A 15,966-nucleotide genomic window follows, 5' to 3' on the forward strand; every position below is an offset into this window, starting at 1 on the left:
GCCGAGGCTTCTTCTTCCCCATGCTCTCCATGATGGACATCCTTCCGGGGCGGAACCCCTGATCTCGGATGTCCGTCAAAGCGGATCAAGCCCAGAACCTCCATCGCTGAAGTCAGCGAGTCGATGAGTTCGCTGAGCTGCCGGCGGGTCATCCCGGTCAGTTCCGGGTCCTGGAGCGAACACCGCGTGAGGCGAGCCGGGCTGTCCGCCAGGGCCTCGTCCGGTGTGCTGCCGGTGGTCGCTGCGTCCATCGGAGGCTGGGGGTGGAGTGTGTAGTTCCAGTCGCCGTGGAAGCGATGGCGAGTGATGGGCAGGGCGGCGATCTCGTCGTCGCTGACGCGGATGCCGGTGGGGTACTCACCGCTGTCGAGCTCGGCATGGACGGTGAGGCCACTGCCGCTCGTGGTCGCGGCGATCGTTTGGAGCATGACTTCATGGCTGGTCAGGGGTCTGCCGCGCCAGTTCATGGTGATGTGAGAGAACAGCCGGTGCTCGATCTTGTTCCACTTCGAGGTGCCGGGCGGCAGGTGACACACCGTGACCTCAAGGCCGGCCTCTGCAGCAAGTTCGGCGAGCTGGGTCTTCCAGCCGCGGGTGCGGTAGCCGTTGGAGCCCCCGCCGTCGGCGGTGATCAGCAGCCGACGGGCACGGGGGTAGTCGTGCCGACCGCGGGCCTGCCACCAGCGACGGATCGAAGCGACGGCGAACGCCGCGGTGTCGTGATCGGTGCCGATGCTGACCCAGCCGGTGTTCGCCGCCATGTCATAGATTCCGTACGGAATCGCCTTCTCAGCCTGGCCAGGGAAGTCGTGCGTCTTGACCCTCACGGGCTGCCCTGCCGGCCGCCATTCGCGCCCGGCGTTCTTGTAGTCGCCGATCAGCTCCTTCTTCTTGCTGTCCACGCTGATCACCGGGTCACCAGCGTCCCGGTGGTCCCGAGCCTGCTCATTGAGGTAGCGGAACTGGGCGTCCCGGTCGGGGTGCTGAGCACCCTCGATGGTCTTGGTGTTGGCCTGCAGACTGAAGCCTTCCTCCCGCAGCAGGCCGGCGACCGTGTCGGCGGAGACCCGGTGACCCTGCCGGGTCAGCTCCGCTGCCAGCTTCCGGGTCGACTTCGTTGTCCACCGCAGCGGCGACATCGGGTCGCCCCGCTCGTCGGGCTCGACCAACGCAAGCAGCGCCGGCCGCAGCCCCGGATCAAGGTCCACGGCCTTCTTCCGGCCTCCGCCAGCACGACGAACTCGCCCCAACAGAGCCTGGCCAGACTCCAGTTCAGCGGCTCCGCGCGAGACCGTGCCCTCCCGAACCCCTGCCGCGGCAGCGACGAGCCTGATCCCACCATGCCCCAGGGACAGCGCTTCCGCCCCTATGGCCAGCCGACGCTGACGCTCGTCCAGATGCGGCAACAACACCTGGAACTTCGCAGCCAGGACGGCCTCGATCCCCTCCGGTCTCCCCATACCAGAGCAACGAGTCCCGCAGCTGGAAGCCACGACTTGTTTTCCGGCAAGCCCTTACAGCAGCCAACGCAGTGAGGTGGATCGTCGCTAACGGCCGTGTCCAGGGCGGCAGTTGATCGTTCGGCCCGGTGTAGGGATATCGCCGTGGATTATTCCGGATGAGCTGCGGGATCGCCGGGAGCAGCAGGACGGGCAGAGGAGGGGAGCCCGCCCTGACCATGCGGGGCAGGGGGGAGTTGGACCGCTGTGCGGTCGCGCCCCGCGTCCACGGGGCTCGCGGCGGTTACGCGGCGAGCTGCTGCCTCGGCAGCGTGCCGCCGCTCTCGGTCGGGCCACCGCGCCGCCCGGCCATCTCCGCGACCTCGGTGATGCCTCGCTCCCGCCGCGACCCCCGCTCCCGCGCTTGCTGCTCGCCGACCAGCTCGGCCACCTGCTCCATCTCCTTCAGCTCGGCCCGTATCACGTCCGCCGGGCCGCGCTCCAGGACCGCGTCGTAGGTCATGGCCAGCAGGTTCAGGGCTTCGGGGTCGGACTCGCCGACCTCGACGAGGACGACCGTCCCACCGAGCGGGAGGTCCGACGTGAAGGCGGCGACAGCACCGGTGGCCTCCAGGGACGGCCGGTGGTCGTGGCCGTCCCCGATCATCGCTCCGATGCCCCAGCCCACCGCCATTCCCAAGGGGCCGCCGAGGATGCCCATCAGCGAGCCGACCAGCCCGCCGACCCCCGCGTTCCGCCCCGGGTCTGTCTCCAGGACCGCAGGGACGCAGACGGCGCCGTCCTCAAGGCGCTCTATTAGAACGGCCCCGCGGACCTCGGCGGCGGAACCGAGGCGCGTCAAGTCGTCGAACGCCTGGCGGGCTGCGGCACGGTCGGTGAAGCGGAGGGCGACTGCGTTCTCGTTCGTGGACATGGCCTGGCTCCTCGGGCTGACTGCCTCTTCGTCTATGAGACAGCATGTACCAAAAAGGTTTGTGAGTCAACTCGTCTCACAATGCTCCGGGGCCTGGACCACCGGGGCTGGTGGATGGCTAGCGGATTTCGCACACCTTCCGTACGTCGCGTCCGGCAGGTACGTCCGCCAGGTGGTCTGGGTCAGCCCCTCGCCGCCCGCGCGGACACAGACGCGTCGAAGCGCGTGGGCGGCGTCGAGGCCGTAGCGCCGGACGGGGACGTGGGTGCCGCTCGCGTACAAGGTCTGGCCGTCGAGGGCTAAGGCGAGGAAGGTAATCGCCTCGCCGGGAGTGGAGAGGGGCCCGCCCAAGGGCCGGCGCGTGCCGAGGTCCCATCGCTGGAGCATCCCCTCGTCGCCGCCGACGACGAAGGTTCGGTCCTCGGGGCTCAGTGCCACGGAGCCGATCTCTTCCGGGCTGCCCGCCGGGGCGCCGGGGAAGGCGTCACGCAGGATGTCCACGCGGTCGCTCAGATCGCAGCCCCAGAGGGTGACGCGGCGGGTGCGGTCGCCCGCGGCGAGGCGGCTGCCGTCGACGGTGAAGGCGAGCGCCGCGATCCCGTCGTCCGGGTCCGGGCCCAGTTCCATGGGACGGCCGGAAGGGAGATGGACGGCACGGTTCTCGTCGGCGAGTAGCGAGCCGTCGGGGCGGACGGCCAGAAGGGAACCCGCCGGCTTCGCCACCAGGGGCCGCAATCTCAAGGCCCTGGTGGTGTGGGCGTCGTACGACCACGGCCGCACCCGGAAGAAGGGCAACACGTCGATGATCTCGATCTACGACGCGCACTTCCGCAAGTAGGAAGAACAGCACCGACAGGCGCCGTTCGTCCGGCAAACCCGCCGCAACCAGATCTTCACCAGAAACCCATCGGTAGCAGAGATCCCTCCTGTTACTTTCACTTTCAAAATTCTCAACTCCCCCCTCACTCCCGACACACCTGATCATGAAACGCATATCGAGGCCCCCCATGCACCTCCCCTCCACAGCCCGCAGCAATGGTCGTCACCGCAAGGCCCGCACCCCGAACCCGGCGTTGCGTCGGGTGGCCGTGCTCGCGGTGACCGCGCCCGTCACCGGGGCGGTCCTGGCCGGTCCCTCCGCCTTCGCCGCCGACAAGGCCACCGCGAAGGCGCAGAGCACCGAACTCGACGCCGCCGAGCAGAAGATCGCGGACAACCTCAACAAGCGCAGCCAGGACACCCGCCTGGGCAGCACGCTCAGCGGTGTCGTCATCGACGCCAAGTCCGACAAGGTGGTCTGGGGCCACAACGCGGACACCGCACTCATGCCCGCGTCCAACACCAAGCTCGCCACCTCCACCGCCGCCCTGACCGTCCTCGGCCCGGACCACCGGCTCACCACGAAGGTCGTGTACGGCGACGGCACCTTCACCCTCGTCGGCGGCGGCGACCGCACCCTGACCACCGACGACCTCGACACGCTCGCCAAGACCGCCGTCGCCGGACTGAAGAACGCCGGGCTCACCTCGGTGAAGGTCCGCATCGACGACAGCCTCTTCCCCGAGCCGACACTCGCCAACGGCTGGAACACGGGCTACTACCCCGACTCCATCGCCCCCGTACGCGCCCTGGTCGTCGACTCCCACAACGTCGAGGACACCTCCCTCGACGCCGGCGGCGTCTTCGCCAAGCTCCTCACCGAGCGCGGGATCACGGTCAACGGCGAGGTCACGCGCGGGGTCGTCGGCAAGGGGGACGTGCCCGTCGCCACGCACACGTCCGACAAGCTCTCCACGATCGTGAAGGAGATGCTCAAGGTCAGCGACAACGATGTCGCCGAGTCCCTGCTGCGGCTCACCGCACTCGGGGCCGGCCGCTCCGCCACCTTCGAGGACGGCACCGCGGTCGTCCGCGACGTCCTCACCCGATACGGCATCTCGCTCGACAAGTTCGAGATGTACGACGGCAGCGGGCTGTCCCGCGCGACCCGTATCCCCGCGCAGACCATCGCCGACATCGTCGACCTGGCCGCCGACCCCCGGCACGCGCAGACGCTGAAGTACATCATCGACGGGCTGCCCGTCTCGGGTGAGGCCGGTGCCACGCTGGGCCCGGAATGGGGGCGCTTCGACACCGCCGACTCCAGCTGCGCCGTCGGCAAGGTCAAGGCCAAGACCGGCACCCTCACCGGCGCCATCGCCCTCAGCGGCCTGACCAAGGCCCAGGACGGGCAGTGGAAGGTCTTCTCCTTCATCGAGAACGACTCCACCGCCGGCCCGTCCGACATCAAGGACGCCCTCGACGGCCTCGCCGCCACCGTCAACGGCTGCTGGGCGTAGGGCTCCTCGCCCCATGCCTCCCACCGCCCCCGGACCGTAGGGCCTGTCGTCACATCCCTGGCAGCCCGGCGGTCCGGGGGCGGTGCCGTGCTGTGGCGGGGCACGAGTCGCGGCGGCACGGGCGGGGCGCCACGCCGGGATCACCGGAGCAGTACCTCGCCGGGCTTCCTCACCCACCGGCCCGCGGAGCCGGAGACACGAACGGAGACCATGGACGCGACACCCAGCAGACCGGCCCCCGCCGACCGCCGCGGGCCCAGCCGTCGCCGCATCCTCGGACTGGTCACGGCCGGAGCGACGGCCGGCGCGGCCTGGTTCGGGCGGGCTGCGCTCGCCTCGGACCCGGCCGAACCACCGCGGAAGTTCCGCTCGCAGGAGGGCATCGACCGCCGCAGGCAGTCCGTCAAGGGGATCCTGGACACCGCCGCCCCGGAGGCCGTCGTCGCCTGGATCACCGGCACGGGGTCCGCCCCGGACACGATCAGGGCGGAGATGGACACGCAGGTCAACGCCCTGGCCGACGCCGCGGCAACCGGCCTGGGCACCGCCCGCGACACGGTCCTCGTCTCCTGGGTGCGCACCGCGGCGACGCAGCGCACGATATGGGACCGCAAGTACGAGTTCCTGCGCACCGGTTCAGGCGGCGCCGGCACCTTCGGCGTCATCACCGACGAGATACGCGCCCAGTACCCCACCCCACTGGGCCCGGACCCACAGTGGGACCCCGACAAGGCCGCCCACCGCTCGGTGTGGGAGGCCCTGACCTCCGAAGAACGCCAGATCGAGATACTCCGCACCTCGACGGCGCCCGGCGTCTCGCGCCACCACCTGGGCTCCGACGCGGACTTCTTCGACACCGCGCCCCAGGACTGGACGAACAGCGGCCCGGAGAGAGCCGATTACGCGTGGCTGCGCGCGAACGCGGCCCACTACGGCTTCCTCCAGACGTACACGGCGGAGTCGGCCGAGGCCGGCCCCGCGATCAGCGAGGAACGCTGGCACTGGTCGTACGCCCCGGTCTCGGAGGCGGTTGTGGACTTTGTCCGGGCCGAACCGGACCTGATCGGCGACGCACTGGACGAGCTGTGGAGCTACGACCCGGCGCGGTACACGTACATCAAGGAGCACTGGCGCGACTACATGCTCCACGTGAACGAGAAGGCGTACTTCGGCTGAAGCGGCGCGGCCGGCCCGGGGCGGCACTCCCGTGGCCGGCCGCCCGGCGGGCCGCGCGGTTGTCGGCAGCCGTAGCGCCGAGCACGGCGCCGAACGTGCCGGGAGTCCGAGAGGTCCGGGCACAGGCGGCACAGACCCCGCCCGCTCCGGGACTCCGGGACTCAATTTGCTCGGTATGTCCTCGATCGAGCAGGGCGGGCCGCCTCTCGATGGGCCGGCGGCAGCGGCTTCGACCCGCGCACGTTCTACGGCCACACCTTCGACGACGCCGAAGACGTCCCCGGCATCCTCAAGGACTGCGCCGGCGCGCCCGGGGCCTCGTTGCCGGCATGTCAGCCTGTCGTTCCCGAAGGCGTCGGACACCCGGCTGTCGCCACGTCCCGGCAGCAGAGGACCAAGTCAGGCGCTGTGGTCGGCCCACCGGTGCGGGATTCGGCGCTGTTTCAGGGGCCGGCCGCTCGGGCCGAGCGGTGTTTGATCGCGCAGGGCAGGCAGCCGGGCGCAGTCCTCAGGTTCGGCCAGGCCCTCACCCGTGGCCGGGAGCGAATGGAGGTGCGGCCGACTTGGTTCGACACGCCCCCGTGCCCCTCGGGCCGACCACGTGGCGGTCGGCCCGAGGGCTCGGTCAGCCGACGGTGTAGGTGTACGGGATTCCGGTGATCTCGGAGCCGTTCGCGATGCCCATCGCGGTGTCGGTGGCCACGTAGAGGATTCCGTGGACGACCGTGCCGGCGGGTGCCGTCGGGGCGAGGGTGAGGGTCATCGTGCCCGTCTCGCCCGCGGCGACGGAGAGGGGCTGGTAGTCCGCGCCGAGGTCCCAGAACTGGCCGGTCGACGCCTGGGCCGCGGGGTCGAAGGGCTGGGTGGTGGCGGTCACGGTCACCTTGGCGGTGCCCTGGGGCGCGGCGGTGTCGGTGAACGGGCCGGGAGCGGAGACGCCCACGGACCAGATCCCCGCGGCGAGTTGGCCGGCGGTGGCCGTGGCCACCACCGATCCGTCGGGACCGGGTGCGCCCAGGAACTCGGGTGCGCCGGTCCAGGGCAGGATCGACGCGTCCACGGGGATGTCCGCGGTGACCGTGGCCTTCAGGGCCGTGGTGTGCGTGGGGACCCACCAGGTGGGGTTGTCGCCGTTCACCGGGACCGTGCTCTTGCCATCGATCTCCGGGAGGACGACGTCGGCCGGTTCGGCCAGGCGCGGGTCGAGGAAGTAGGACCGGTTCGCCGGTCCCGGGTTGGGCACCCGCACCGCGACCCTGAGCTCGCTGCCCCGCCTGATGACGTGTGCCGCGCTGTCCGGGAGGTCCGGGGCGGTGGCGGTCACGGCGTCGAGGCGGACCGTGCCGGTGATCTGCTCGCCGATCTGCTGTCCGCTGACGGCGCCGGGTACGGAGACGATCAGCGTCCAGCGCCCCGAGGCGGGCCGGTCGGCGGTCAGGCTCGCGTACTTCGTGGGGGTCGTCCCCTTGTCGCCGGTCCGGTTGACGTCGCGGGCCAGGATCTGCTGCTGGGGGCTGACCAGGTAGGCGACGAGCTCGGTTTCGGCGTTCTGCGCGGTGAGGTCGACCGTCAGGTCGCGGCGGCCCTCCGGGACGTCGAGGTAGTAGCCGTTGGTCTGGCCGACATCGCGGCCGACGCCGCCGGTGACGCGCGTGGTGAACGAGGTGCTGTGACCGGCCGCGGGATCGACCGGGATCAGCGTCCGGCGGGCCACGGGCAGCGACAGGTGCGTCCCGGTGTCGGAGTCGAACTGGAGGGAGAACGGCGCGTCACCCGCCGCCTTCGGAACGGGCACGGTCATGGGGAAGTCGGCCGTGCCTCCCGCCGGGACGGTCCTGGTCCGCGCGCTCACGCCGGCCGAGGTCCAGTCGTGGCCGGTGACCTGGATGTGCAGGGGGCCGCGGTAGCTGCCGGGCTCCTCGTTCTTCCACGTCAGGCCGTCCATGCCGAAGTTCCAGACCACCTCGATGGTCCAGTCGCCGGGAACCGGGTCGTGCACGTCGACGTACTGGTGGTTGCTGTGTCCTCCGCCCCCGTAGTCGTAGCCGACCTGGACCAGGCGGCCCTCGGGGTCGATGACGACCGGGGTCAGGTAGCCGGACCCGTCCGTGCCGGGCCAGGCCGTGGTCACGCCCATGAGAGGGGTGCCCGCCGGGACATGGACGGTGAACGGCTTGACCGCGAGGCGGCCCTGGGGGGTGTCGTCCAGCGGATCTCCGACGGTGACGGTGCGTGTGTCGCGGAACGTCGTCGAACCGGTGACACGGGAGGTCATGGTGACCTTCTGGGGCCGGTCCGAGGTGTTGGTCAGCGTCACGGTGTCGTGCTGGTCGGAGCCGGGTGTCCCGGTGAGGTTCAGCTGGGCGGCCGAGGGGACGAGGGAGGCGCTGTCCGCGCTTCCGCCCGAGGCGTCCAGGGCCCGGGCCGCCCGGACGGCGGCGTCGGTGTTCAGCAGCCCGGCGCCCTGCTCGTCGGCGGGGGTGCCCAGGTCGGTGGCGGTGCCGGTGAGGAGCCGCTTGACCAGGGCGGGGGTAGGACGTGTCCCGTCGTGGGTGTCCTTGTACGCCTGGATGACGTCGGCCGCCGCGCCCGCCACGAAGGGGGCCGACTGACTGGTGCCGCCGAACATCTGGGTCGGCAGCGAGCAGCCCGGCCAGCGCGGGCCGGGGGTGCAGGCGGCCATGTCGTACGCGCCCGGCGCCACCAGGTCGACCAGTCTGTTGCCGGTCGTGGTGCCGCCGGAGGAGAGAGCGGCGATGTTGTCGCTGGTCCAGCCCTCGTACCCGTAGCCCCGGGCCATCAACCGCAGCGCGGTGGAGGCGCCGACGCCGATCACCTGCGGGTCGCTGGCGGGGGCGCCGACGGTGCCGGAGACACCGGAGTCGCCGGAGGAGACCACGACCGTGGTCCCGGCGGCGACGGCAGCCCGGTCGGCCAGCCGGATCGGGTCGGTGTCCGGGTCCGGGTAGGGGTTGGCGCCGAAGGACTGGCTGAGCACGTCGGCGTGGTGCTCGACGGCGTACTCGATGGCCTGGACGAACCCGGAGGTGTAGGCGGTCTTCTGCCCGAAGACCTTCAGACTCATCAGCTCCGCGTCCGGCGCGAAGCCGCGGATGCGGACGGTGCAGCCCTGGGAAACCTTGGTGGAGTAGGGCAGTTGGTCCGCCATGTCGTACGTCCGGCTGCCCTGCGCGGCGACGGCACTGGCGTCGCCGAAGGCCTCCTCGCCGTCGGTGGCCTCGTTCGTGCCGCCGCCGGTGAAGTCCTGGAAGTCGGTGATCACACGGCTGCCGTCGGGGCGGACGAACTCCGGGTTGTCGACGTCGATCCCGTCGGCCATGAAGGCGACCTTCACGCCCTTGCCGGTGGCCAGCTTCTGGGCGACGTCGGTCTTCGTCAGCGACAGCCCCTCCGGCTCCACGACCGGGTGCTCCGGGTCCTTGGGGCAGGCCGTGGCGGTGGTGTTCGCCGGGGAGCCCGCGGTGGCTGCCGTCCTGCGCTGCTGCGGGTGCCGTATCGGCAGGTCGGGCACGACGGCGGCCACCTGCCGGTCGGCACGTATGCGGGATATCGCCGAGGGCTTCAGCGTCGCGGCCACGGCGTTGAGCAGACTCATCCGGGCCACGTGCGTGGCGCCCTTGTCCTTGAGCAGCGACAGGACCGGTCCCTGATCACCGGCCACCGCCTTGTCCCGCCGTGCGGCGTCCGTCCTGGCCGACAACTCCGGGTGCTGGTCGCGCAGCAGCACGATGACACGCTGTGCGCCGCCGCCGGCGGTGCTCGCGGCGACGGTCGTCGCGGCGGTGGGGGCGGCCGTCGTGGGGGCGGCGCCCAGGGCGAGAAAGCTCAGCAGGAGCGACCCGGTGAGGACAACTCGCCTTCCGGCTCCGCCTGTTCTTCTGTTGTGCATGTAAGTCTCCGCTGGGAGTGGGGGGTTGGGGCTGTCCACGGACAGCCCCGGTCGATCTTGTCGCCCACAGCGGACACAAAGACTTGTCTATGGTTAAACAGTTGTTGATCTTCCGGAAAAGCGGGCCTGACGGGCCCGAGCCTCGACCAACCGGCTTCTGCGCGCAGTCGGACCGCGATGCGCCCTGGTCCTGCGGCAGTTCGGGCGCGCCCGGCATGCGCGCGGCCCGGCGGTGCCGGACCGCCGGGCCACGCGTCACCGAGGCCGCTGATCGCGGGGACGAGGACCGCCCCCGCGAAAAGTCGCGCCCGCGCCGGTCACACGGTGAGCTTCCGCTTCAGCGTCGCCACGCCGTCCTTGACCTTCTGCTCGGCCTCGCCGCGCTTGCGGTCGCGCTTCTCCTTCGCCTCCTCCTTCCGGATCCGGTCGGCGGCCTCCTCCATCGCCTTCAGCTCGGCCCTGACATCGTCGGCCGCGCGGCGCTCCAGGACGGCGTCGTGACGCATCGCCAGCAGGTCCAGCACCTGGGTGTCGGACTCCCTGACCTCGGCCAGGATCGCCGTGCCGCCGGGCGGGACCTGCGGAGTGAAGGCGCCGATCGTGCCGGTGGCCTCGGCCTCCCGCTTGTAGTCGTAACCGCCGCCGATCACCGCGCCGACGCCCCAGCCCGTCAGCACCCCCAGCGGGCCGCCGAAGATGCCGACCAGCGAGCCGACCAGCGAGCCGACCGCGGTGTTGCGCCCGGTCTGGGTCTCCAGGCCCTCGGGGACGCGGACCGTGCCGTCCTCCAGTCGCTCGACCAGGACGGCTCCGCGGACCTCGGTGGTGGTGGAAGTGAGGTGCTTGAGCTCACTGAGGGCCTGATAGGCGGTGGCCCGGTCGGCGAAGCGCAGGGCGATGGCGTTCTCGTTCACGGACATGGTGCGTCTCCTTGGGTTTCCGGCGGGACAGGGCTCCGACGAGCCGGTCCGGCGGTGTGCGCGTCGGCGGCTTCCCCTCCCCCCTCTGCGAGACAGTATGTATCAGAGACCATCTGTGGGTCAACCTGTCTCATAGATTCCCCGTGACTCAACCCTCCAGCGGTACGGCCCGAAGCCGGCCGGAGAGCGGGAATCCGCACCCCGGCCGCCTTCAGAAAGCACGGCGGTCGACGCCTCGACCGGGGCGCGCTTCAGCGACAGGGGCGCGCGTTCGCGAAGACTTCAGCGGTCCGGGCAGCCGGGCCCTCCGAGCCGGCCGGACCGCCAGGACCGCCCGGGGCAGACGCAAAGCCCGTTCCTGCCGCGCGCGGCATCACTCGGCGGGCTTGTAGAAGGCGTAGGTGGCGGAGTAGTGGACGCTGGTCTGGTCGCTGCCGGTGCAGGCGGTGGTGGGGGCGACCCCGCCGTGGGTGTCGAGACGCTGGATGTAGGAGACGTCGGCGAATACCCCGGTGCCGCGGGTCGCGGTGGACCGCAGGAGGAGCTCGGGGATGGTGCCGGGCCTGGGGGAACTGGCGACGGCGGCGGCGTTGACGGCACTGCCGTCCACCGTGGACACCCAGACGGGGCCGCGGGAGTGGAGTGCGAGGGGGCGGTGGGAGCGGTCGCCCTCGGCCCAGAGAGTGGCGGCGGGTTCCAGCAGCTTCCAGGCGCCGTCGGCGCAGGTGTAGGTCTGGACGCCCTCGGCGGAGAGGACGTCGGTGAGCCGGTTGCCGTCGGGGACCTTCAGCGGGGCGGGAACCTTCAGGGCTGCGGGGGCGTCGGCGCGGGCGGGCCGCGGCGTGGCCGCCTGGCCGATCGTCGCGCTCAGCAGCGCACCGGCGGTCACGGCGGCGAGAACGGTGGTGGTGAGGAAAATACGCTTGGCGAGCTTCATCGAGTATGTCTCCAGAACGATTTCTGAAACAAGTTCGCTGATGTGGACACGGTCGCTGTGCACGTCCCTGTGCCGGGACAGCACGGCGGGCAGGGCTTCCGGGGCGGTTCGACTGATCTGGAATCCTCAACTCCGCACTGTATCCCCGAAGTTGGCGGCAAGAACGACCATTGGGTGACCGGATGCGGATCGCTGCCCGGCCGTGCCCCCGGCGGCCACCGCAGGACCTCGCCGCTGACGGGCGGCTTGGTCGCGTCGAGGTCCCCGCCGGTGCCGGGCGGAGTGCCGGTCTCCGTCGTGCCCGCGTTCAGGCGCCGTCGACTCAGAGTGGTGGGCGTGCCGTTCCAGCCGGTCGGCGGGCTGAGGATCGCCGAGCCGTCCGTGCCGGTCGCGGTGACCGGCCGCCGAACCGCTGGATACGGTTCCCGACCGCGACGCTCAGCGGTGCGCTGCCGGTGGGTGAGTCCGTGAACGCCCCGCAGCGGGGGCGAGGGCACCGGTGGTGAGGCTGAGCGGATCGGCCACGGCAGCGTGGCGGGCCGTGCGAGGCGGTGTGTCGGTCCGCGTCGTCACGCGTCGGGCATCCAAGGCGCGAGTGCCACGTCGACCGTCCGGACGGCCATGTCGATGTCCAGTCGTACGCCGAGCATGAAGCGCTGGAAGAGGAGCGGGCCGATGATGTGGCAGACGAGTTCTCTCGCGTTCTCCTCGATGCCGGGGCGGAGTTCGCCGCGGTCGACGGCGGCGGTCAGGCGGGCGACGAAGTGTTCGTCGGAACGGCCGAACATCTCGCCCCGGATACGCCGTACGCCCTCGTCCCTCGCGGCACGTTCGATGACCGCGGCTGTGACCGAAGCGGAGACGGGCTGGTTGAACCACTCGATCTGTCGCTGGAGATCGGTGATCAGTTCCTCGCGGATCGGGCCGTCGCCGAGCCTCAGCAGAGGGCGGGCGTCGGCGGCCAGGGTGTCCAGGAGCAGGGACTGCACGTCGGGCCAGTGCCGGTAGACGGTGGCCCTGCCGATTCCGGCTCGTTCGGCCACGGCGGCGTGCGTGACGCGTTCGGGTCCGCCCTCGACCAGCAGCTGTGTGGCGGCTGCCAGGGCGGCGGCGCGGCTACGGAGCGCACGGGGGTCGTCTTGGGGCCTGGGCATCGGTGCACCTCTTCAAGCACAGCGGTTTCCTGAGACAGGCCGACTCACCACCTGACTCCGGAACACACTGTCTCACAGCGGGATCGGATCCGGGACGGGAGGCGGGTCGCCCTGTGCGATCCGGACCCTCATCGTGTGCCGGCCCCGTCGCCGGTCCGCGCCTTCCCCTCTCCTTGCGAGGCCCGGCGCCCGGCCGGGAACCGGGGCGCCGGACGGCCCCATCCTCGCCTGCACCCGGTGTCCGGCCCGCATGCTGTCCCACTACGGCGGACCGCACCGCCGAGGGCTCGGCACTGATCCGTGTCGTGGGGAACACCGGCGAACGGGACACTCCCTGCCGTCACCCTGGGCAACGCACGAGCGCCCACCATCCACCGCGAGGACCACACCGCCGGATGGCTGATACCCCCGCTACGCCAGGTGCCCGGGACCGCCGAAGCCGTCCCGGGCACCTGCTCGTGGTCCGTACCGTTACGGCGTGACCTGGTCGATGTTCACGCTGCCCTTGCCCACGGTCGTCCCGCGGTCGTTGACCAGGCGCACCTCACCGAACAGGCGGCGGCCCTCCGGTGCGGTGGTAGCGGCGGTGACCTGCGCGGACACGCTCGTCGAGTCGCCCGTCCCGAGCGCTACCGGCTCCGAGTCGTCCGGCGTGATCGTGCCGAGCGTGGTGGAGAAGAACACGTCGTGGTAGTCGTAGGCGGTCGAGCCTGAGGGCACGTCGTAGCCGTACACCTCGATCGTGTACGTACCGGCGGCCGGGTCGGGGACGGAGACGGATTCCTCGGAGTCGCCGTCCGCCGACTGGCCGACCAGGTCGCCGTTCGCGTCGTAGACCATCAGGTCCAGGTCGGCGGAGGAGTCGGAGGGGCTGCCGATGGCGACGTCCAGGGACGTGGTGCCCTTGGGCACCTCGACCGTGGTGGTCTGCGTGGCCCCGGTGGCGATGGTCAGCCGCGCGGGGACGCGGCGACCGTACGGCCACGTACCGCTCCGGCCCGGCGGCACCGCTCCGGCTGTCGGTTCGGTGCGCACGGCGCGGACGCCAGGCCGGGTCGGGGCGGACCGTGCGGGGCAGGGGGGTTGGACCGCCGCACGGTTACCGCCCCGCGTTCGCGGAGCCCTCGGCGCTCACGCGGCGAGCAGCCGCCTCGACATCGCACCGCCGCCCTCACGCACACCGGGCCGCCGGTCGGCCCTGCGCGCGATCTCGGCCCGCCTGCGGCCGCGTCCGGCCTTCGCCACCCGCTTCCGGATCTGCTCGGCCTCCTCCTCGATCACCTTCAGTTCGGCCCGTACGGCACCCGCCGGGCGGCGTTCGAGGACGGCGTCGTAGCGCATGGCCAGCAGGTTCAGGGCGTCGGTGTCGGATTCTCCGGCCTCGGCGAGGATGACTGCCCCACCCCCGGGCAAGAGGTGCGGCGCGAAGGAACTGGACGCGGTGACCGCGCTGACGGGCCTGGTGATCTCGGCGGCCTCGGCGGCCTGCGAGCGATCGTGGCCGCCGCCGATCATCGCCCCGACACCCCAGCCCATCAGCATCCCGAGGGGGCCGTCGAGAAGGCCCACCAGCGAGCCGACCAGGCCGTCACCCCCGGTATTCCGCCCCGGTACCGCCCCAAGAGTCTCGGACACGCGAACCGCACCGCCCTCCAGGCGCTCGACCAGGACGGCGCCATGGACCTCGGCGGCGGAGCCGAGGTGCGTGAGTTCACCGAAGGCCTGGTAGGCGGCGGCGCGGCCGGTGAAGCGGAGGGTGATGGCGTTCTCGTTCATGGTTACGGACATGACGTGTCTCCCTGGAAGCCCACGGACTGGTGGTGGCCGGTACGCGCTGGGGGGTGAATCCCGGTGAATCCCGCCTTGTGTGAGACAGCATGTATCATAAATAAATGTGAGTCAACTCGTCTCACAGAGAGCTTCGCGAAGGAGGCGCTCTGATGTCCCGGACCAGCAACGACCCCCGCGCCCGCCGCAGCAGCGCCGCCGAGCCACCACCCAACCTCGGCACAGCCCGATCCCGGTGGTCGGCGAGGGCCACGGAGCCGCTCTCGAGCGATGCCAGATCGGCGGGCGGCACACCGTACGCACCGCGATGTCGAGGGCTTCGACAGATCGAAGTCCTGGACATCTCCGATAGGCCAGGCCGCCTGGGCTCTTCTTGTACCGCGCGGCCACGGCGGCGGCAGGGCGTCGGGCCGCACGGCCGCGGATCGTACTGACCTTCCCCCTGAGAAGAAGCTCGCCGACGCCCTCCCCCGGACCCCGGGCGCACGCGCGGCGCCAATGGGGAAACGAGCCTCGGATCGGAGCAGTCTGGGCAGCCCTGCGCGCCTCCCAGACCGTGGGGCGTGACGAGTCGCCCCTGCTACTGGCAAGCGCCAGCCAATCCCTCAGCGACCGGTCTCTGGCGGAGAGGATCAACGGTCCGTTCAGGGCAATGGCCGTGCGCGCCGATGACGGGCCGACAGCGCCGCTGGAGGTCCGGACGATCAAAGCCGTCACTGTCACGGAACTCGCCGGTCACTATGGCATGACGCTGCTCGCCGATCCGATCGCCTACCAGCTCACACAGCGAGTGCCGGCGAGCCAGGAGAACGGGAGCGTCTCCCTGCTGACAACACTGCAGCTGCCCGAGGCCCAGGCCGCCGCGCATCTCGGAGCAGACCTGCACTGGTACATCGATGTCGAGCTTCCCGGCCACGCCCTTCCAGCCCGCACGGCCCTTCCGGGCTCGTGCCTCACTCAGGAGACCGGGGGTATCCCCGACACGGTTGCCCGTGCAGCGCGGCACTCGGTCTCGTTCATCTCCGCGAACATGGGCTTCTCCACTGCCGACAACCGTTATGCCCGACCGCTGCCGCAATTCCCCTCCGCGGACCGAGTGTTCGAGGAGCTTGCCGACGCGCATGGCGCCACCGTGGAGCGTTCCAGTGCAGGGCTGCGGGCCGCCATTGCCGTGGAGATGCGGGGCTCCCCCAAGGCCTTCGCAGCCGGTCTGTGCCGCCCGGCACGCGAGGTGCTCGACTCGCTCCTGCCGCCGGCCAAGAAGAGAGACGGCGTCTAAAGCGCGTTGCAGAAGGCCGTGAGATTGCAGGTCAGGGCCCGCTTACGGCTGTGCTGATCACGCGGTCAGGGCGAGGTTGTGCATGTGGGC

Annotated in this window: 11 protein-coding genes and 1 pseudogene; 3 read left to right on the forward strand and 9 right to left on the reverse strand. The window is 71.0% G+C overall.

Going from position 1 to position 15,966, the window contains the following annotated elements; genetic code table 11:
- From ACFU95_RS49015 to ACFU95_RS49025, 3 genes are all read right to left on the reverse strand, one after another.
- On the reverse strand, positions 1–1,460 hold a 1,460-nt coding region (locus tag ACFU95_RS49015), incomplete at its 3' end, for an ISAzo13 family transposase (RefSeq protein ID WP_383843791.1).
- 283 nt (positions 1,461–1,743) lie between these two features.
- Entirely contained in the window at positions 1,744–2,373 is a 630-nt protein-coding gene (locus ACFU95_RS49020; RefSeq protein WP_383843762.1) for a hypothetical protein, read from the reverse strand.
- A gap of 66 nt (positions 2,374–2,439) precedes the next feature.
- Positions 2,440–3,114: a WD40 repeat domain-containing protein gene (locus tag ACFU95_RS49025; protein ID WP_383843765.1), complete on the reverse strand. Its 675-nt coding sequence runs from the start codon at positions 3,112–3,114 to the stop codon at positions 2,440–2,442.
- Between the two features lie 266 nt (positions 3,115–3,380).
- On the opposite strand from ACFU95_RS49025, the gene dacB reads away from it, so the two are divergent.
- Together dacB and ACFU95_RS49035 are read left to right on the forward strand one after the other, a co-directional pair.
- Positions 3,381–4,712, forward strand: a complete 1,332-nt coding sequence (gene dacB / locus ACFU95_RS49030; protein ID WP_383843768.1) for a D-alanyl-D-alanine carboxypeptidase/D-alanyl-D-alanine-endopeptidase — start codon at positions 3,381–3,383, stop codon at positions 4,710–4,712.
- A 210-nt stretch (positions 4,713–4,922) separates the two neighbouring features.
- Positions 4,923–5,888, forward strand: coding sequence for a D-alanyl-D-alanine carboxypeptidase family protein (locus ACFU95_RS49035; protein WP_383843771.1), 966 nt, complete (start codon positions 4,923–4,925; stop codon positions 5,886–5,888).
- A 625-nt stretch (positions 5,889–6,513) separates the two neighbouring features.
- On the opposite strand, the gene ACFU95_RS49040 is transcribed toward ACFU95_RS49035, so the two are convergent.
- The 6 genes and pseudogenes from ACFU95_RS49040 to ACFU95_RS49065 form a co-directional block, all read right to left on the reverse strand.
- Entirely contained in the window at positions 6,514–9,798 is a 3,285-nt protein-coding gene (locus ACFU95_RS49040) for a S8 family serine peptidase (RefSeq protein WP_383843774.1), read from the reverse strand.
- A 317-nt stretch (positions 9,799–10,115) separates the two neighbouring features.
- Entirely contained in the window at positions 10,116–10,718 is a 603-nt protein-coding gene (locus ACFU95_RS49045) for a DUF1269 domain-containing protein (RefSeq protein ID WP_383843777.1), read from the reverse strand.
- A gap of 373 nt (positions 10,719–11,091) precedes the next feature.
- Positions 11,092–11,655 carry a DUF3455 domain-containing protein gene (locus ACFU95_RS49050; protein WP_383843779.1) on the reverse strand — a complete coding sequence of 188 codons (564 nt, stop codon included), beginning with the start codon at positions 11,653–11,655 and terminating at the stop codon, positions 11,092–11,094.
- Positions 11,656–12,224: 569 nt separating this feature from the next.
- Positions 12,225–12,809 (reverse strand): TetR/AcrR family transcriptional regulator, encoded by a 585-nt coding sequence (locus ACFU95_RS49055; protein ID WP_383843782.1) that lies wholly within the window; start codon positions 12,807–12,809, stop codon positions 12,225–12,227.
- 471 nt (positions 12,810–13,280) lie between these two features.
- Positions 13,281–13,766 (reverse strand): annotated as a pseudogene (locus tag ACFU95_RS49060) (PPC domain-containing protein); the annotation flags it as partial.
- 174 nt (positions 13,767–13,940) lie between these two features.
- Entirely contained in the window at positions 13,941–14,597 is a 657-nt protein-coding gene (locus tag ACFU95_RS49065; protein WP_383843785.1) for a hypothetical protein, read from the reverse strand.
- Between the two features lie 652 nt (positions 14,598–15,249).
- Between ACFU95_RS49065 and ACFU95_RS49070 the strand changes: the two genes are divergently transcribed.
- A complete protein-coding gene (locus ACFU95_RS49070) occupies positions 15,250–15,876 on the forward strand; it encodes a hypothetical protein (RefSeq protein ID WP_383843788.1) in 627 nt (208 codons plus the stop codon).
- Positions 15,877–15,966 lie beyond the last annotated feature (90 nt).

Source organism: Streptomyces sp. NPDC057623, from assembly GCF_042800355.1.
In the GTDB taxonomy this organism is placed as follows: Bacteria; Actinomycetota; Actinomycetes; order Streptomycetales; family Streptomycetaceae; genus Streptomyces.

What these genes read in the sequence shown, in the direction of transcription:
- ACFU95_RS49020 (WP_383843762.1), bottom strand. Translation starts at nt 2,373, where the DNA reads ATGTCCACGAACGAGAACGCAGTCGCCCTCCGCTTCACCGACCGTGCC.
- ACFU95_RS49050 (WP_383843779.1), bottom strand. Translation starts at nt 11,655, where the DNA reads ATGAAGCTCGCCAAGCGTATTTTCCTCACCACCACCGTTCTCGCCGCC.
- ACFU95_RS49045 (WP_383843777.1), bottom strand. Translation starts at nt 10,718, where the DNA reads ATGTCCGTGAACGAGAACGCCATCGCCCTGCGCTTCGCCGACCGGGCC.
- ACFU95_RS49065 (WP_383843785.1), bottom strand. Translation starts at nt 14,597, where the DNA reads ATGTCCGTAACCATGAACGAGAACGCCATCACCCTCCGCTTCACCGGC.
- ACFU95_RS49055 (WP_383843782.1), bottom strand. Translation starts at nt 12,809, where the DNA reads ATGCCCAGGCCCCAAGACGACCCCCGTGCGCTCCGTAGCCGCGCCGCC.
- ACFU95_RS49070 (WP_383843788.1), top strand. Translation starts at nt 15,250, where the DNA reads ATGGCCGTGCGCGCCGATGACGGGCCGACAGCGCCGCTGGAGGTCCGG.
- ACFU95_RS49035 (WP_383843771.1), top strand. Translation starts at nt 4,923, where the DNA reads ATGGACGCGACACCCAGCAGACCGGCCCCCGCCGACCGCCGCGGGCCC.
- dacB (WP_383843768.1), top strand. Translation starts at nt 3,381, where the DNA reads ATGCACCTCCCCTCCACAGCCCGCAGCAATGGTCGTCACCGCAAGGCC.
- ACFU95_RS49040 (WP_383843774.1), bottom strand. Translation starts at nt 9,798, where the DNA reads ATGCACAACAGAAGAACAGGCGGAGCCGGAAGGCGAGTTGTCCTCACC.